The sequence below is a fragment of the Brevundimonas sp. genome, from assembly GCF_024711105.1.
Lineage (GTDB): Bacteria > Pseudomonadota > Alphaproteobacteria > Caulobacterales > Caulobacteraceae > Brevundimonas.
The window spans coordinates 1-17228 of record NZ_JANJTL010000170.1; the positions used below are offsets into that span (position 1 = coordinate 1).

A 17228-nucleotide genomic window follows, 5' to 3' on the forward strand; every position below is an offset into this window, starting at 1 on the left:
AGGCCGACACCCGCCTGTCGGCCGGGAGCCAGGTCCGCGTTCCGCCCCTGCCGGAGCCGGGCGAGCGGCCGGCGGGCCCGCCCCCGCTATCGGACCAGGCCGTCCGCTTCGTGCGGGGCCTGGTGCTCTACGAGGACGACGAGGTGCTGGCGCTGAACAAGCCGTCGGGCCTCGCCGTCCAGGGCGGCACACAGACCACGAGGCACGTCGACCGGCTGCTGTCCGCCTGGGGTGAAGGTATCGAGCGGCCCCGCCTGGTTCACCGGCTGGACCGCGACACCTCCGGCGTCCTGCTGCTCGCCAAGAGCCCGGGCGCGGCGGCGAAGCTGGCCGGCGCCTTCGCGCGGCGCAAGGCGAAGAAGACCTACTGGGCCGTCGTGGCGGGCTCGCCCAAGCCGCCCGCCGGGATCATCGACATGCCCTTGATCAAGTCGGGCGTCGGCGATCGCGAGATGGTCCGCCCCGCCGACCCGAAGGAGCCGGGCGCCGAGCCCGCCGTCACCGAATACGTCACCGTCTCGCGCGCCGCCCAGCGCGCCGCCTGGATGGCGCTGAGGCCCCAGACCGGCCGCACCCACCAGCTCAGGGCCCACATGCGCGCGCTCGGCCACCCCATCGTCGGCGATCCCAAGTACGGAAACGAGGTCTCAGACGCGCTCGGCGAGGGCTTGCGTCTCCTGCTCCACGCCCGTCGGATCGAGCTCGATCACCCCTCGGGCGGCAAGCTGATCGTCGAGGCTCCCCTCAGCCCCGAGATGCAGGCCGGCTTCGACCGCTTCGGTTTCGACGAGCACGAGGCCGAGACCGAGCCGTTCGGCCAGGGACGTCGCCGATGACCGCGCGCTCCAGTCCCGCCTCGCAACAGGCGCTCGCCGCCGCCCGCGGGCTGATGCAGCAGGGCCGAAACGCCGAGGCCGCCGCCTTGCTGCGCCGCCTGACCGACCAGGAGCCGCGAAACGCGGACGCCCTGCTGCTGCTTGGCGGCGCGCTCCAGCCGCTCGGCGATCTGGCTGGATCCGAGGCCGCGTTGCGCGCCGCCACCACGGCGGACCGCAAGGACCCTCGCGCGCTCGCCGCCCTGGGGGATCTGCTCGCCCGGACGGAGCGTCCGGAGGAGGCGGAGAAGGCGCTGGCGAAATCGCTGTCGCTGGACCGGCGCCAGCCCTTCGTCGTCGGCATGCTGGCGCGGCTGCTGAACGATCAGAGGCGGTTCGGCGAGGCCATCAAGACCACCACGGCGCTTTGCGCAGATCATGCCCGCGCGGACGTTCCGGTGCTCTGGGAGCATGCCCGTGCTCTCAGCGGCCTGGCGCGTCTCGACGAGGCGCTTGAGGTGCGCCGCGCCATCGCCCAACGCCAGCCGAACGACGCTCTGGCCGCGCACAATGTCGGCTCGGCCCTGGCGGACCTCAAGCGCCATGAGGCGGCCGCCGCCGAACTTCGCCGCGCGCTCGCGCTGGGCTCCCAGCATCCCGAGACCTGGTGGCTGTTGGCTGGCGCCTACCTGAACCTTGGCCGCTTCGCGGACTGCGAGGACGCGCTGCGCCAGGTGATCGCGCGGTCCCCGCTGCACATGGAGGCCTGGCGCGAGCTGGGCCACGTGGTGTGGATGCGCACCGCGGACCTGCCCGGTACGGCGGCGCTCTATGATCCCGCCATCGCCCGCTATCCGCGCGCCGCGGGCTTCCGCGTCCTGAAGGCCAAGATTCACGAATACGCCGGCGATCCCGAGGGCGGCTACCGCGTCCTGACCGAGGCCGGCGCTCCGCGCGACAGCGCCGACATCGAGGTCACGGCGGCGCAGGCGGCGATGCGGTTCGATAGGGCGAAGGCCCTGGCCCACGCCAGGCGCGCCATGCATCTCCAGCCTGAAAGCCATGTCGTGCGCAGCGCGCTCGTCGACCTCCTGGTGGCCAACGGTCATGCCGACGAAGCCCTGTCACAGGCCGACGCCCTGCTCGCCGAGGACCCGGCCGACCAGCATGCCCTGGCCCTCAAGGCGACGGCGCTGCGTCAGCTGAGCGATCCCGACTATTCGCGGCTCTATGATTTCGAGACGATGGTCCGCGGCTGGACCATCGACACGCCCCAGGGCTGGCCGAGCCTGTCCGCCTACCTCGCCGACCTGAAGGCGGCGCTCCTGCGCATGCACACCCTCAAGGCCCACCCGATCGGCCAGTCGCTGCGCAAGGGCACCCAGACGCACGAAGACCTGACCGTCTCCAGCGATCCCGCGATCCGCGCCTTCTTCGAGGCCATCGACGGTCCTATCCGTCGTCACATGAAGGCGCTGGGGGAGGGGCGCGACCCCCTGCGCCGGCGCAACACCTTCAACTATCGGATATCGGGCATCTGGTCGGTGCGGCTCCAGCCCAACGGCTTTCATGAGGATCACCTGCACCCGCAGGGCTGGCTCTCATCGGCCTTCTATGTGGACCTGCCGCCCGCCGTGGACGCCGGCGGCCGCGAAGGCTGGATCAAGTTCGGTGAGCCGGGGGTGAAATCCGATCCGCCCCTGGGCCCCGAATATTTCGTCAAGCCTGAGCCCGGGATGCTGGTCCTCTTCCCCAGCTACATGTGGCACGGCACCGTGCCGTTCGGCGGCGACCAACCGCGCCTGACGATCGCCTTCGACGTGGTCCCGGCATGAACGACGCCGCCGCCCTGCGTGAAGCGGCCGAGGCGCTTCAGTCCGGACGCGCCGACCACGCCCTTCGCTTGCTCGAGCCTATCGTTGCCAGCCAGCCGGGACATTTCGACGCCCAGCGCGGTCTGGCCCTGGCCCTGGCGTCGCTCGGGCGGTTCGCCGAGGCCGAAGCGGCGTTCCGGCGCGTCCTCTCCTTGCGCCCGGACGATCATGGCAGCCGCCTGAACCTCGCCCGCGTGCTGCTGGCCGATGGGCGTGCTGATGCGGCCCTGCCCCTGCTGGCGGCGGTGGTGGAGGCCCGTCCGGACCACCGGGGCGCCCGCGCCCAGCTTGCCGCCGGACTGGCGGAGCGTGGCCGCTGGGCCGACGTCCTGACGGTGACGGACGAGGACCCCGAGCCGTTCCGCGCCCTGCGGATGCGTGCCCTCGCCCTGTGCGCACGCGAGGCCGAAGCCATCGCGGAGGGGCTTGCCGCGCCCCGCCTGCAGCCGGGCGAACTCGCCGAACTGGGCACGCTCCTGCATCAGGCCAGGCGCTACGCCGAGGCCGAGGCTGTTCTGGATCGCGCTGTTGCGGCGGGCGTCGATGGCGCGGCCGTCCGGCTATTGCTCGGCAAGACGAGGTTTTATCTCGGCCGCTTCGACGAGGCTGCGGACGCGTTTCGGCGGGTGCTGGAGGTCGAGCCCGGTCAGCCCACGGCGCTCTATGAACTGGCCCAGCTCGACTGGATGCGCAGCGGCGATGCGGCGTCATCCCTGGCCGCCATCCGCGTTCATCGCGATCAGCGGCTCGACGATCCGGCCGCCTGGCGGCTGCTGGTGCGGTCGACCCTGTTCGCCGAGGGGCCGGAGGCCGCGCTCGAACTGGCCGAGGCCGCGGCTGCGCGTTTCGTCGGATCGGCCCCGGCGCTGGTGGATGTCGCGCGCCTGGCCGCCGAGGCCGGCCAGGGCGAAAAGGCGCTCGCCAGCGCTGAAGCCGCACGCCGGATCGCCGGCGACGACGAGTCCGTCCTGCACGTGCTGACCATCGCGCGTCTGGCCGTCGGCGACGGGTCCGGCGCGGCCCAGAGCGCCGTGGAGCTGCGCCGCCGCCGGCCGCTGGACCAGCTCGCCGCCGCGCTCGAGGCCACCGCCTGGCGGCTGACCGATGATCCCCGCTACGCCGAGGTCTATGACTACGGCGCCTTCGTCAGGGAGGCCTTCATCGAGGCGCCGCCGGGCTGGTCCTCCCGTCAGGGTTTCCTCGCCGACCTGTCCGTCCGCCTCACCGAGTTGATCGGGTTCGCTGCTCCCCCCTTCGACCAGTCGCTCCGCGACTCCGGCCAGACGACCCAGGACCTGATCGGCCTGAAGGACCCCGTGATCGACGCCCTGCTGGGCGAGCTCGGCCGCCTCGTCCAGGCTCACGTCGATGGCCTGGGAACAGGCCAGGATCTGCTCCGCAGCCGAAACACCGGCCGCTGGGCGTTCAGCGGCGCCTGGGCCGTGCTCCAGCGCGCCGGCGGTCGCCACGTCGACCACGTCCACCCGGCCGGCTGGCTGTCCTCGGCCTTTTACGTTCATGTGCCGGACACCGCCTTGGACAGCGGCCACGACGGCTGGATCAAGTTCGGCGAGCCCGGCGTGGCGACCCGGCCCGCCCTGCCGCCCGAGCGGTTTGTCCGGCCCGAGGCGGGCAAGCTGGTGCTTTTTCCCAGCTACATGTGGCACGGCACCGTGCCATTCACCGGCGACGACACGCGCCTGACCTTCGCCTTCGACGTGGTTCCGGCCTAGTCGCGCCCCCGCCCGGAGCCGCCTATATCAACCGCCATGCCGCATATTCCGCCGCTCGATCCGAACGTCGCCGCCCGCAGGGGTTTCCGCGAGCCGGAGGAGCGCATCAAGCGCTTCTGGAAGGACGTGACCGTGGGGGAGGGCGAGGGCGGTTGGCGGGTCCTTCTGGATGGCCGATCGCCGAAGACGCCGGCGGCCGCGCCGCTGGTCGCGCCGACCGAACCCCTGGCGCTTCTGCTGGCCGAGGAGTGGGCGGCGCAGGGCGAGCACCTCGATCCCGCCACCATGCCCGCGACGCGACTGGCCTCGACCGCCATCGACCGCATCCCGCAGGCGCGCGAGGGCGTGGCCGAAGAGGTCACGCGCTACCTCGGCTCGGACGCGCTCTGCTATTTCGCCGACGGTCCCCAGGGGCTGATCGCCGAGCAGGAGGCGCGCTGGCGGCCGTGGCTCGACTGGGCGGCTCGGGAGCTCAGCCTGCCGCTGCGCCAGGCCGAAGGCATCGGCCACGTGGCCCAGCCTGACGCCGTGCTGCGCCACGGGCGTGAGCTGGTGCTGGCGCTCGACGACTTCAGCCTGACGGGCCTGGCGACCGCGACCGGCCTGTTCGGCTCGGCGGTGCTGGCGCTGGCCGTCCAGCGCGGCGCCCTGTCCGGCGTCGAGGCCTTCGAGCTCTCCCGCCTCGACGAGGCCTGGCAGGAGCGCCAGTGGGGCGTCGACGAGGAGGCCGCCCAACGCACCGCCGCCCGCCGCGCCGAGGCCGAGCTGCTCGACCGCTGGTTCGCCGCCCTGCGCTGAGCGTCAGGTCTCGTGGGGTCGCGAGGCGCTCGATTGGTCGGCTAGGGTGCCGGCCATGTTTCGCGTGTCCCTTCTCGCCGCCGTAGCGATCCTGTCGAGCCCCGCAGCCGCCTTGGCCCAGTCCCCTGACGAGGCCACCATAGAAGCCGGTTGCGACAGCGGCGGCTTCTACGCGGTTCGAGGCGGCCCGGTTCAGGGCGGGATTTCCAGCCTTTTCGGGGGCCGGTATTTGATCGACCTGTTCGTCGTGCCCTCAACGGTCCACGCGGCGGTGGGGTCCTTGCGCGAGAATGACGCCGCCAGGGGCTGGCTCCACCTGAATATCGATGCACCTAGCCTGGATCTGGCCGATCCTGAGCTGCGGCTTGACCTCCTATCCATACAAAGTGCGCCGGTGACGGCCTCGGAGCACGAGGATTCTGGAGTCTGGCGGGTCCGGCTGACCGCCGACGACTGGCGCGACTGGTATGGTCCCGGCGGTGTCGATGGGCCGGTTTACACCCGCACCGGCTATACCGTCGATCAGCCCTTCGGCGCCGAACCCTACATACTTTTCACCGATGACCATGTCGGCGCGGAGGTCTATCGGCGCCTTTTCTCCGCCGGCGGTTTCACGGCCGAATTCCACGTCCCGCGCCGGGGTCTAAGATCCGGCTACCTCTACTCCCAACTGGAGTTTTCGCTCGCGCCGCTTGGCCCCTTCATGGAGGCGGCCCGCGCTCACTTCGCCCAGTGCGACGCCGCCGCCGGCGACTAATTTCCAATCTGGAAAATAAACACTTGCCATCGTGGAAAGTGACGGTACGTTTTCCATATCGGAAAGTGAGTGTTCGTCATGTCCCAAGACCCCAATCCCCATGAAGCCCTGGCTTCCATTCAGGCCGCCCGCGCGGAGGTCGGCCGCGACCTCGACTATCCCGTCGGCTGGGACGTCCTCTATGGGCTTATCCTGGCCGTTCTCCTGGCCGGGCAGGGGCTGCCGCAGCCGTGGAGCATGTTCGCCCTGGCCGCCAGCATGGTCGCTCTCGCCATCATGGTCCGCTGGTGGCGCGCCAAGGTCGGCTGGTGGGTGAACGGCTATGGACCGCCGCGGGCGCGCTGGGTGGCCATCGGCATGGCGTTGATCTTGGTGGGCCTGATGTGGGTCGCGCTCACGCCGCGGCTGCACGACGGGCCGTGGTGGGCGCCGCTGCTGGCCGGCGCCCTGGCCTGGGTCACGGGCGGTGTCGGCGGCCGCATCTGGATGCGCGCCTTCCGCAGGGACCTGGAGGCCGGTCAGTGAGCGCGGCGCCCGTCTTCGACGCCGTCATCCACGCGCCGGGCCGCCTGCAGATCTGCGCCATCCTGTCGGGCGTGGACGACGCGGAGTTCGCCATGGTCCGCGACGCCATCAAGGTCTCGGATTCGGTGATGTCCAAGCACCTGAAGCAGCTGGAGGAGGCCGGCTACGTCAAGCTGTCCAAGGCCGCCGAAAACGGCCGCCAGCGCACCTGGATCAGCCTGACCTCCACCGGCCGCAAGGCCTTCGCTGGCCATGTCGCCGAGCTCCAGCGGCTGGCCGCGCTCACCGCCCCGACGCTCGGGCAGGGCTTTTCGGGCTGATCGTCCGCCCGCGTCTCCTTTGTCCCGGGCCCCGTTTCGGCCTAGGTTGATGCCGAAGGGAGGCTCTGGATGGAGACGCCCGCCCCGCCGACCGACATCGAGGCCACGGAGCGGCAGCTCGACGGCTTCATCGCCAAGTTCGCGCCGGACGTCGCGGCCCGCGCGCGGGCGTGCCGCGCCGCGCTGCAGGCGCGCCTGCCCACCGCGACCGAGCTGGTCTACGACAACTACAACGCGCTCGCGATCGGATACGGGCCTGGAGATAGGGCTTCGGAAGCCATCGTGTCCCTGGCCGTGACCACGCGGGGACCGGCGCTGTACTTCCTGCACGGGGCGCGGCTGCCGGATCCCCATGGCCTGCTGCAGGGGAGCGGACGCCAGGGCCGTTTCGTGCGCCTGGCCGGACCCGAATCCCTCGATCAGCCGGCGATCCGGCGGCTGTTGGCCGATGCGCTGGCGGATGCTCCGCTGCCCCTGCCGGCCTCCGGAAAAGGCAGGACGGTCATCAAGTCGATCTCGGCCAAACAGCGGCCTCGCCGCGTCTAGCCCTCGAAGATCCCGCCCACGAGCCCCAGCTCCAGCGCTTCGTCGGCCTTCAGGTACCAGTTCTCGAGCGCGCGGCGTTCGACCTCGTCGGCGCTCAGCTTCGAGCCCGCGGCCAGATCCTCGAAGCCCTTGCGCTGCAGCACCTCGCCGGTCTCGACCTCGGCCATGGCCTTCTGCAACTGGGCGCGGCAGGCCCGCAAGCCGCCGTTCAGGGGAATGTCGGCCTGCATCTGCCGCTCGTGGATCAGCAGCCAGCAGTCGGGCGTCAGCCAGCGCTCCTCGGTCCGAAAACAGCCCATGAAGGTCGCCCCGGCCGAATAGACCGTGGTCTTGCCCAGGAAGGCGACGCGCCGGCCCCGGTCGCGCGCCATGCAGATCTCGAGCGACAGCCGGCGACCGACTTCGGCGTCGCCGCCGGTGGTCATCACTTCGATCGACAGGATGTCGTCCTCGGCGCCGGCCTCGATCACCTCGATCAGCCGGTCGATCCAGTCGTCCTCGATCGTCCCGTGCAGCCTCAGCCGGGGGCGCAGCAGCGCCTGTCTCAACGCCTCGTCCATGGCTGCGGAAGACGAAAAAGGGGCCGGCGGTTCCGCCGGCCCCTTCCCGGGTAGTCAGGGCTCAGGACCTACTGGCGCTGGTCCTGCTTGTTGCGCGGGCCTTCCTGCCGCTGGCGCTGCTCGTCCTGGCGCTGCCGGTCGCCCTGGGCCTGGCGCTCTTCCTGGCGCTGCTGGCCCATGCCGCCCTCCTGGCGCTGGCGCTGTTCTTCCTGGCGCTGGTTGTTGTTGGGCATTGTCGTTTCCTCGGTTTTTTCAGGCCGCTATCCGGCCACGGCGGAAGAACCAGCAGCGCGGCTCGCCGGTTCCTGCGTCCGAACGTCGACAGAGCCCCGCGCTTGCCTCGCGCGGCGGCGCTCCTTAAGCCTCGCCGCAGGTTTCGGAGCGTCCCATGCAGCACATCCTCGAAGAGCTCGAACGCCGGCGCGAGGCCGCCCGGATGGGCGGCGGCGAGGCCCGCATCGCGGCCCAGCACAAGAAGGGCAAGCTGACCGCGCGCGAGCGGATCGCGGTCCTGCTGGACGAGGGGACCTTCGAGGAGACTGACATGTTCGTGGAGCACCGCTCCCACGAATTCGGCATGGACAAGCAGCGCATCCCTGGCGACGGCGTGGTCACCGGCCGCGGCATGATCGACGGCCGGCTGGTCTATGTCTTCTCCAAGGATTTCACCGTCTTCGGCGGCTCGCTCTCGGGCGCCCACGCGGCCAAGATCGTCAAGCTGCAGAAGATGGCCCTGACCACCGGCGCGCCCATCATCGGCCTGTTCGACGCCGGCGGCGCGCGCATCCAGGAGGGGGTCGAGGCCCTGGCCGGCTACGCCGACATCTTCCTGCAGAACACCCTGGCCTCGGGCGTCATCCCCCAGATCAGCGTGATCATGGGGCCCTGCGCCGGCGGCGACGTCTATTCGCCCGCGATCACGGACTTCATCTTCATGGTGAAGGACAGCTCCTACATGTACGTGACCGGCCCCGACGTGGTGAAGACCGTCACCAACGAGCTGGTCAGCCACGAGGACCTGGGCGGCGCCCGGGTGCACGCGGCCAAGTCGGGCGTGGCCGACGGCGCCTTCGAGAACGACATCGAGGCCCTGTGCGAGGTCCGCCGCCTGGTCGGCTTCCTGCCGCTCTCGAACCGCGAAAAGCCCCCGGTCCGCGAAAGCTTCGACGAGGCCGACCGCGACGAGCCCAGCCTCGACAGCCTGGTCCCGGCCAACCCTAACAAGCCCTACGACATCAAGGAGCTGATCCTGAAGGTCGTGGACGAGGCCGACTTCTTCGAGATCAGCCCGGACTTCGCCAAGAACATCGTCGTCGGCTTCGGCCGGCTGGACGGCCAGCCGGTCGGCGTGGTCGCCAACCAGCCGCTGGCGCTGGCGGGCGTGCTCGACATCGATTCCAGCCGCAAAGCCGCCCGCTTCGTGCGCTTCTGCGACGCCTTCGGCATCCCGATCGTGACCTTCGTCGACGTGCCGGGCTTCATGCCGGGCACCAAGCAGGAGTACGGCGGCCTCATCAAGCACGGCGCCAAGCTGCTGTTCGCCTACGCAGAGGCCACGGTGCCCAAGCTGACCGTCATCACCCGCAAGGCCTACGGCGGCGCCTATGACGTGATGAGCTCCAAGCACCTGCGCGGCGACGTCAACTACGCCTGGCCGTCGGCCGAGATCGCCGTCATGGGCGCCAAGGGCGCCGTCGAGATCATCTTCCGCAAGGAAGCCGGCGACCCCGAGGCCCTGGCCGCCCGCGAAGCCGAATACAAGGACCGCTTCGCCAACCCCTTCGTCGCCGCCAAGCTGGGCTACATCGACGACGTGATCATGCCGCACGGCACCCGCCGCCGTCTCATCCGGGCGCTACGGACCCTGAAGGGGAAGGTGCAAGAGAACCCGTGGAAGAAGCACGATAATATTCCGCTGTGATGTCGGGAGCAGTTCTAGAAATAGATGTCGGGTGCTCGCCCACGCGCCGCTCAAGCGCCGTATGCATGCTTGAGTGGAACGACACCTTTGTCGATTGGCAGGTTGATCGGTTCCGAGCGACTTTGGAGGATAGGCAGCGTGCCGTCCGGGGGATCGTCGATCGGACTGTCGAGTGCGTAGCCATCGACGGACCGCTGCGGAGAGGGCTGGACGTCATCGGGCGATACAGAGTTGCCGAGAAGCTCCTCACTAGGCGGTTGCAGCCGCTCATAGGTAAGCCTGGACAATCCAGCTCGCCAGTTGGAAGGCTATTGAACGAGAACGCAAATCTCTGTGCTCTAGAAGCGCTCTCCACCGGCTGCGTCCGACCTGCTGCCCACTCGGTGGCCATCGACGAGTTCGCCATTGTGGAGGCGTTTCCCAGCAGCTTCCTTGGGGTTCTGCTGGCTAAACCCCAAGAGGTGCGTGCACGACGAGGAGATCGCTCAGACACGTTCTTCGAGATGCTCGCCGACACTGCGCTTACAGCGCTACTGAACGAGTTGCTGCCAAGCCGCGAACTGCGTCGTCCCTTTTCTGCTGCGACGAACCATGATGATCGAGCGGCTATCGTGTGCGCAATGACTGCTCTGTGCGTAGCTGAGGGGCGATATTCCGCCGTCGGCGACGACGACGGCTGGATCATCCTCCCACCTCGACCATTCCTTCAACCGTGGGCAAGCGACCTTATCGAGGCAAACGGCCGTGACTCCGATGCTCGGCCGCCGCTCTTCGTGCAGTGAAAACTGTTCCACCGGCGTAGCGCCCGCGGTCTAACCTACCTCAACCCCATCACCACCGGCCCCGACACCGCGTCCGTGACCCCGCGCCCCTCGCCGAGCTCCTCCAGCGTGTCGCGAAAGCTGTTCAGGGTGGCGATCATGGCGGGCCGGGCCTCGGCCAGGGCGTCGGTGTCGCGCCATTCGGCCACGAGGCAGTAGGCCCCTTCGCCGGTCTTGATGATGTGGGCGCGCACCAGGCCGGGCCACTGGCTCCCGACGTCCCTGTGAGCGTCCAGGAACTCCTGGTCCCGCCCGGGCTTCACCCGAAAGCGTACGGCGTTGAATGCGGTCATGGCGCGCCTCCCGGCCACCCCGATCATGCGCGCCGGGAAGGGCGGGGGCAAGGGTCGACGAACGACGGTCGGTGAGCGTCCCTTCTCCCCTTGCGGGAGAAGGTGGCATGCGAAGCATGACGGATGAGGGGTCGCGCCGGCGCTTCAGCTTCGAGGGATGTTGAGGCGGCACGGTCTGGAGTGGACAGGCCTCGTCGACCCCTCATCCGACCTCGCTGCGCTCGGCCACCTTCTCCCGCAAGGGGAGAAGGGTCACCTTGGCTTCACGGCCTCGAGGATGGCGCCGACCACTTCCCAGTCGCGGTTCTCGATCTGCGTGTTGGGGAACCGCAGCACGCGAAACCCCTGCGACCCGAGCCAACCGTCCCGCACCGCATCCCGCTCCGCGTCATGGAACGGCCCGTCCGCCTCGACGATCAGCCGATGCCGCATGCAGACGAAATCCGCCACATAAGGCCCTAGGACGACCTGCCGACGGAACTTGAGGCCTTCAAGCCGACGGTCCCGCAGGATCGACCAGAGCTTGCGCTCATACAGGGCCGGCTCGCGCCGCATGCGTTTGGCCAGGCCCTGCAAACGCTCTTCGGACACGTCGGCGCGACCCCTCATCCGGCCCTTCGGGCCACCTTCTCCCGCAGGGGGAGAAGGATCAATATGGGCCCATGATCACCCTCCACGCCTTGGGCCGCGTCCACCCCTTTGTGCATGGCGAGACCCGCGACCTGCGGGTCCAGTGGGCGCTGGAGGAGATGGGTCTGACCTATGAGGTGCGCGGCTGGGACCACACGGCGGGCGAGACGACGGGGCTGGAGTTCTCGGCCATCAGCCCCTTCAACCAGCTCCCGCTGATCGAGGACGACCGCCTGGTCCTGACCGAGACCGGGGCCATCCTGCACCACCTGGCCGAAAAATCCGGCCGACTGATCCCCGACGACGCCGAGGGCCGCGCCCATGTGCGCCAGTGGGTCTTCGCCGCGCTCGCCACCGTCGAAGGGCCGATCCAGCCGCTCAAGCTGATGGACATGGGCGCCATGGGAAACCCGGGCGAGACCCGGAAGTTTCTGGTCAGCTGGACCCACCGCGTGCTCGGAAACCTCAATCGCCGCCTCGAAGGCCGCGACTGGATCGCCACCGGCGACTTCACCGTCGCCGACCTGCTGCTCGCCTCGGTGCTCCGCCAGATCCGCCACGACGACCTGATGGCCGGCTACCCCAACGTCGCCGCCCTCTACGCCCGCGCCCACGCCCGCCCCGCCTGGCGCCGCACGCTCGAGCTCTACGCCGAGCGCCTCGGCACGACGGTAGACAAGGTCGAATAGTCCCGCATCGAAGCGGGTGTTCACGACGCCGCCCCACTCGTCGTCACCGGGCTTGTCCCGGTGATCCATCACCTCAGCCGTTGCAGGCCTTGGCGCAGCGGCGGTGATGGATGCCCGGGACAAGCCCGGGCATGACGGTCGAGATGCGGGTGCTGTGAAGAAGCATGGCGTCGAAAAACCCCCGCCCTCGAAAACGCGCGCACACTTTCTCCGTCCCGTCGCACGGGGAGGGCGCATGGCCAGCGACCCTGCGGGCGGCGGGATGCGGATGAGCGGAGAAGCGGCGGGGCGGATTACCCGTCGGGTCCGGGACCCTGGTCGCTGCGCCAAGGCCCGCCGTCCGGGGCCAAAACAGCTGCGTAGCCCCTAACGAAGGGCGCCCAGCAGGGGCTTCGGGAAAACATCCGCGGCGGAGCGTCTCCTTTGCCGAAACACACACCCCATACGGTCTCCGGGCGAAGGCCCGGCGCTCCGCCGCCCTCCCCAACCTCCGCAGCCACAAGGCGCGGAGGCGTCCCCACGCACCCGAAGGCCGCCCATGCGCCCACGCCCGTCCCGCAAGCTCAGCTTCGACCAGTTCCTCGACCGCCTCATCGACGACGCCCGCTACCTGCGCGACAGCTACGCCCGGATGCATCGCCTGCGGGACCTCCACGCCGAGGCCATCCTCATGGACGCCGAGATGCGCGATGATCCGGACTTCATGAAGCTGACCATTGGCGCCCCCAAGGTCGACCGCGACGATCCGCTCAGGCTTCGGCGCTAGCGGCGCGCCCAGGGCGTGTCCCAGCCCGCTCCGCCTTGACTTTGCCGGGGGATGATGCGCCCTAGCGCGCCTCCCTTTTCACCGACTCCGACCCCCGAAACCGACCATGCACGCCTACCGCTCCCACACCTGCGGCGCCCTCCGACTGAGCGACGCGGGCTCGAATGTCCGGCTGTCGGGGTGGGTGCATCGCAAGCGCGACCATGGCGGCCTGCTGTTCGTCGACCTGCGCGACCACTACGGCCTGACGCAGCTGGTCTTCCACCCCGAGACCCCGGGCTTCGACATCGTCGAGCGTGTACGCGCCGAGAGCGTGATCCGCATCGACGGCGAGGTCGTGGCTCGCGAGGCCGGCACGGTGAACCCGAACCTGCCGACCGGCGAGATCGAGGTCCGGGTGGGCTCGGTCGAGGTCCTCTCGGAGGCGGCCGAGCTGCCGCTGCCGGTTTTCGGCGAGCCGGAATATCCGGAAGAGATCCGCCTCAAGCACCGCTATCTCGACCTGCGGCGCGAGACGCTTCACCGCAACATCGTGCTGCGCTCGCGGGTGATCGACTCGATCCGCAAGCGGATGGTCGAGCAGGGCTTCCTCGAATATCAGACGCCCATCCTGACGGCCTCGTCGCCTGAAGGCGCCCGCGACTTCCTGGTCCCGAGCCGGCTGCACCACGGCAAATTCTATGCGCTCCCGCAGGCGCCGCAGCAGTTCAAGCAGCTGCTCATGGTCTCCGGCTTCGACCGTTACTTCCAGATCGCCCCCTGCTTCCGCGACGAGGACCTGCGCGCCGACCGAAGCCTCGAGTTCTACCAGCTTGACGTCGAGATGAGCTTCGTCACCCAGGAGGACGTCTTCGCGGCCATCGAGCCGGTGATGCACGGCGTCTTCGAGGAGTTCGCGAACGGCAAGGCGGTCGATCCGTACCCCTTCGTGCGCATCCCCTACCGCGAAGCGATCTCCAAGTACGGCACCGACAAGCCGGACCTGCGCAACCCGATCGAGATGCAGGACGTGTCCGAGCATTTCCGTGGCGGCGGCTTCGGCCTGTTCGCGCGCATCCTCGAGACGGCGTCCAACGCCGTCTGGGCCATTCCGGGACCCAAGGGCGGCTCGCGCGCCTTCTGCGACCGCATGAACTCCTGGGCCCAGGGCGAGGGCCAGCCGGGCCTCGGCTACATCTTCTGGTCGGACGATCAGGGCGCCTGGGGCGGGCCGATCGCCAAGAACCTCGGCCAGGAGCAGACCTCGGCCCTGATGAGCCAGCTCGGCTTAGGCCAGGGCGACGCCGCCTTCTTCGTCGCGGGCGATCCGAAGAGCTTCCACAAGTTCGCGGGCAATGCGCGCACGCGGCTGGGTCAGGAGCTGGGCCTCATCTCGGATGACGCCTTCCGCTTCTGCTGGATCGTCGACTTCCCGATGTTCGAGTGGAACGAGGACGAGAAGCGCGTCGACTTCAGCCACAACCCCTTCTCCATGCCGCAGGGCGAGCTGGAAGCGCTGGAGACCAAGGACCCGCTCGACGTCCTGGCCTATCAGTACGACATCGTCTGCAACGGCTATGAGCTGTGCTCGGGCGCGATCCGGAACCACAAGCCCGAGATCATGCTCAAGGCCTTCGAGATTGCCGGCTATGGCGCCGAGGTGGTCGAGGAGCAGTTCGGCGGCATGCTGAACGCCTTCCGCTATGGCGCGCCGCCGCACGGCGGCCTGGCGCCCGGCATCGACCGCATCGTCATGCTGCTGGCGGGCGAGACGGCCATCCGCGAGGTCATCGCCTTCCCGCTGAACCAGCAGGGCCAGGACCTGCTGATGAACGCACCGGCCGAGGTGCAGGAGCGCCAGCTCAAGGAACTGGCGATCCGCCTGGCGCTGCCGCTGAAGGGCTAAGGGGGCCGCGCCCCTACTGGGTGCTGATCGTCCAGGGCCGCGGGGGGCGCGGCGGCTGGGGCGGACGGGGAACCGCCACGACCACGCCGCCGCCGGTTCCGATCCGGCCCCGGCACTGGCTGCCCCTCAGGCCCGACGGCAGACGGGTGTTATCGTCGGCGCAGGCCTGGGACACCTGGGCCTGGGTCAGGCCGCGGGCTCCCGACAGGTCGGTGTTGCGGATGTCGGCCCGGTTCAGCTCGGCGCCGGTGAAGTCGGCGCGGGTGAAATCGCCGCCGGTCAGCCGCGCTCCATGCAGTTCGGCGTTGCGGAACGAGGCGCGCACGAACACGCCGCCGCTCAGGTTCGCCCCGGTCATCTCGGCGTCCGCGAAGCTGGCGCCCGTGGCGTCCGCCCGGCTGAGGTTGGCGCCGAACATCTCGGTCTGGCCGAGGTCCGCATTGACGAGGGAGGCGTTGCCGAAATCAGCCCCGATCATCTCGGCTCCGGTCAGGTTCGCGCCCGTCAGGTCGGCGCTGGAGAAGACCGCGCCTTGCGCCTCGACGCCGCCGAGGTGGGCGTCCACGAAGGTCGCGCCGGCGAAGCTGGTTCCCACCAGCTCGGCCTGGCGAAGGTCGGCCCGGGTGAAGTCGCTGGAGGCGAAGTTCGAGCCGATCACCGTGGCGCCGCGCAGGTCTGCGCCGACCAGGGTGGCCGAGGTGAAGTTGGCGCCGTGGAACTGGGCGCCGGACAGGTTGCGGCCCGACAGCTCGCAGCGCACGCAGGCGCCTCCGAACGACACGACACGCGACACGTCCCGGTCGCCCACGGAAAAGCTGATGCCCGTATCGGCGCTGGCCGAGGCGGCGGCCGCGAGCGCCCAGACCGAGGCGGTCACGGCGATGGCGGTCCGAAGGAAGGAGGCGGGGGAGGCTCTCATGCGACCGGTTTGACCTCGCCGGGGGCCGGACACCACTTAATTCGCGGTAAGGTGAAAGGGCGTCAGCAGCTCGAAATCCGCAGCGAACCCGGCAGTTCGGTCGTCGGATCGCCGCAGGCCTGGTCGAGTTGCCGCTGGGTCAGACCGCGGGCGCGGCTCATCTGGGCGCCAGAAAAGTCGGCCCCCGTGAGGTTCGCCCCGGCGAAGTTGGCTCCTTCCAGATAGGTCCCGACCCAGCTGGAGTTCGTCATGTCAGCGCCGGCGAAGCTGGCGCTCGAAAAGACGCCGCCATACGCGATCACGTCGCGGAGGTTCGCATTGCTGAAGTTCGCGCCGTTCAGAACGACGGCCGTCATGTCCGACTGCTGCAGCCTGGCGCCCGAAAAGTTCCGGCCGCGCGCCTCGAGCCCGGTCAGGTCGGCCTGGAACAGGTTGCAGCCCGGGCAACTGGCGCCGCGCTGGACCGACGCGATCTGCGACGGGTTCTGGGCGGCGGCCGGCGCGGCCACGAGGACGGCGGCGGCGAATATCAGAAGGTGCGGTCTCATCTGGCGGTCCCGAAGCGAACGACCTCTCGGGCCAAGCAAGAATCGCGCCGTCAGCCGCTCATCGACGGCGTGACCCCGCAGGTGTCGCAGACATAGCCCGCGCCCTTGTGCTGGAGCGCCGCGTCGCCGCAGGCCGGACAGACGTCAGCCACCGGCGGCCCGGCGGGCGTCGCAGGTTCGGCCTGCGGCTTAGCATTGAAGGGCAGGACCACCAGGTTGTCGGGAATGGCGCCACGCGAAAATCCCTTGGAGATCAGCGTGGCGGCCGGCGCGGGTTCCTCCGGCGCGGGCCGGGCGTCGATGTCCGGCGGCGTCTGGGCGAGGTCCCGACGGCCGAGATAGCTGACCGCCAGTTCGCGGAAGACATAGTCCAGGATCGAACTGGCCGACCGGATCGAGTCGTTGCCGGTGACCGCCCCCGACGGCTCGAAACGAGTGTCGACGAAGGCGTCGACGAACTCTTCAAGCGGCACCCCGTATTGCAGCCCGATCGAGACTGCGATGGCGAAGTTGTTCATCACGCTGCGGAAGGCGGCGCCTTCCTTGTGCATGTCGATGAAGATCTCGCCGATCTCGCCTTCCTCATACTCGCCAGTGTGGAGGTAGACCTTGTGGCCGCCGATCGCGGCCTTCTGGATGTATCCCTTGCGCCGGTCCGGCAGTTTGCGGCGTTCGCGGTCGCGCTCGACGATCTTTTCGGCCACGGCCGGGACGCGCTCGGCGACCGGGAGCGCGGCCAGGGCTTCGGCGGCGTCCTCGTCCTCCTCGTCCTCGTCGGCGAGGAGCGAGGCGTTGAGCGGCTGGCTCAGCTTGGAGCCGTCGCGGTAG

General features: G+C 69.4%; 19 protein-coding genes and 1 pseudogene. 13 read left to right on the forward strand and 7 right to left on the reverse strand.

Going from position 1 to position 17228, the window contains the following annotated elements; translation table 11 throughout:
- The 8 genes from Q0M60_RS13525 to Q0M60_RS13560 form a co-directional block, all read left to right on the forward strand.
- Window positions 1-836, forward strand: an 836-nt coding sequence (locus Q0M60_RS13525) for an RluA family pseudouridine synthase (RefSeq protein ID WP_296820449.1), incomplete at its 5' end; no start/stop codon positions are given.
- Window positions 833-2650: a tetratricopeptide repeat protein gene (locus Q0M60_RS13530; protein WP_296820451.1), complete on the forward strand. Its 1818-nt coding sequence runs from the start codon at window positions 833-835 to the stop codon at window positions 2648-2650. The genes Q0M60_RS13525 and Q0M60_RS13530, both read left to right, overlap by 4 nt.
- A complete protein-coding gene (locus Q0M60_RS13535) occupies window positions 2647-4422 on the forward strand; it encodes a tetratricopeptide repeat protein (RefSeq protein WP_296820453.1) in 1776 nt (591 codons plus the stop codon). Before Q0M60_RS13530 ends, Q0M60_RS13535 begins: the two co-directional genes overlap by 4 nt.
- Before the next feature lie 36 nt (window positions 4423-4458).
- Window positions 4459-5220 (forward strand): ATP12 family protein, encoded by a 762-nt coding sequence (locus Q0M60_RS13540; protein ID WP_296820455.1) that lies wholly within the window; start codon window positions 4459-4461, stop codon window positions 5218-5220.
- Between the two features lie 55 nt (window positions 5221-5275).
- Window positions 5276-5977: a hypothetical protein gene (locus tag Q0M60_RS13545; protein ID WP_296820457.1), complete on the forward strand. Its 702-nt coding sequence runs from the start codon at window positions 5276-5278 to the stop codon at window positions 5975-5977.
- Between the two features lie 78 nt (window positions 5978-6055).
- Window positions 6056-6502, forward strand: coding sequence for a hypothetical protein (locus Q0M60_RS13550; protein WP_296820460.1), 447 nt, complete (start codon window positions 6056-6058; stop codon window positions 6500-6502).
- A complete protein-coding gene (locus Q0M60_RS13555) occupies window positions 6499-6822 on the forward strand; it encodes a transcriptional regulator (RefSeq protein WP_296820462.1) in 324 nt (107 codons plus the stop codon). The genes Q0M60_RS13550 and Q0M60_RS13555 overlap by 4 nt, the downstream gene beginning before the upstream one ends.
- 69 nt (window positions 6823-6891) lie before the next feature.
- Complete coding sequence (locus Q0M60_RS13560) at window positions 6892-7368, forward strand: DUF1801 domain-containing protein (RefSeq protein ID WP_296820464.1); 477 nt, start codon at window positions 6892-6894, stop codon at window positions 7366-7368.
- Here Q0M60_RS13560 and Q0M60_RS13565 read toward each other — a convergent pair.
- Both Q0M60_RS13565 and Q0M60_RS13570 read right to left on the reverse strand, forming a co-directional pair.
- The gene (locus Q0M60_RS13565) at window positions 7365-7916 is read right to left on the reverse strand and encodes a hypothetical protein (protein ID WP_296820467.1); all 552 of its coding nucleotides are present in this window, start codon (window positions 7914-7916) and stop codon (window positions 7365-7367) included. The two genes, Q0M60_RS13560 and Q0M60_RS13565, sit on opposite strands and share 4 nt — an antisense overlap.
- An 80-nt stretch (window positions 7917-7996) precedes the next feature.
- Entirely contained in the window at window positions 7997-8161 is a 165-nt protein-coding gene (locus Q0M60_RS13570; RefSeq protein WP_296820468.1) for a hypothetical protein, read from the reverse strand.
- Between the two features lie 155 nt (window positions 8162-8316).
- Between Q0M60_RS13570 and Q0M60_RS13575 the strand changes: the two genes are divergently transcribed.
- The gene (locus tag Q0M60_RS13575; protein WP_296820470.1) at window positions 8317-9849 is read left to right on the forward strand and encodes an acyl-CoA carboxylase subunit beta; all 1533 of its coding nucleotides are present in this window, start codon (window positions 8317-8319) and stop codon (window positions 9847-9849) included.
- Window positions 9850-9914: 65 nt separating this feature from the next.
- Window positions 9915-10631 (forward strand): hypothetical protein, encoded by a 717-nt coding sequence (locus Q0M60_RS13580; RefSeq protein ID WP_296820472.1) that lies wholly within the window; start codon window positions 9915-9917, stop codon window positions 10629-10631.
- Between the two features lie 35 nt (window positions 10632-10666).
- Here the strand turns inward: Q0M60_RS13580 and Q0M60_RS13585 are convergent, their stop codons facing one another.
- Both Q0M60_RS13585 and Q0M60_RS13590 read right to left on the reverse strand, forming a co-directional pair.
- A complete protein-coding gene (locus Q0M60_RS13585) occupies window positions 10667-10963 on the reverse strand; it encodes an antibiotic biosynthesis monooxygenase (protein ID WP_296820474.1) in 297 nt (98 codons plus the stop codon).
- Between the two features lie 252 nt (window positions 10964-11215).
- Window positions 11216-11572, reverse strand: a complete 357-nt coding sequence (locus Q0M60_RS13590) for a DUF559 domain-containing protein (protein WP_296820477.1) — start codon at window positions 11570-11572, stop codon at window positions 11216-11218.
- Between the two features lie 53 nt (window positions 11573-11625).
- Between Q0M60_RS13590 and Q0M60_RS13595 the strand changes: the two genes are divergently transcribed.
- The 3 genes from Q0M60_RS13595 (at window position 11626) to aspS (ending at window position 14933) form a co-directional block, all read left to right on the forward strand.
- A complete protein-coding gene (locus tag Q0M60_RS13595; protein WP_296820479.1) occupies window positions 11626-12282 on the forward strand; it encodes a glutathione S-transferase family protein in 657 nt (218 codons plus the stop codon).
- 538 nt (window positions 12283-12820) lie between these two features.
- On the forward strand, window positions 12821-13048 hold the full coding sequence (locus Q0M60_RS13600; RefSeq protein ID WP_296820482.1) for a hypothetical protein: 228 nt from the start codon (window positions 12821-12823) through the stop codon (window positions 13046-13048).
- Window positions 13049-13154: 106 nt separating this feature from the next.
- Window positions 13155-14933, forward strand: coding sequence for an aspartate--tRNA ligase (gene aspS, locus Q0M60_RS13605; protein ID WP_296820485.1), 1779 nt, complete (start codon window positions 13155-13157; stop codon window positions 14931-14933).
- 13 nt (window positions 14934-14946) lie between these two features.
- On the opposite strand, the gene Q0M60_RS13610 is transcribed toward aspS, so the two are convergent.
- From Q0M60_RS13610 to Q0M60_RS13620, 3 genes and pseudogenes are all read right to left on the reverse strand, one after another.
- On the reverse strand, window positions 14947-15852 hold the full coding sequence (locus Q0M60_RS13610; protein WP_296820487.1) for a pentapeptide repeat-containing protein: 906 nt from the start codon (window positions 15850-15852) through the stop codon (window positions 14947-14949).
- A gap of 62 nt (window positions 15853-15914) precedes the next feature.
- Entirely contained in the window at window positions 15915-16400 is a 486-nt protein-coding gene (locus Q0M60_RS13615; protein ID WP_296820489.1) for a pentapeptide repeat-containing protein, read from the reverse strand.
- Between the two features lie 50 nt (window positions 16401-16450).
- Window positions 16451-17228, reverse strand: a pseudogene (locus Q0M60_RS13620) (ribonucleotide reductase); the annotation flags it as partial.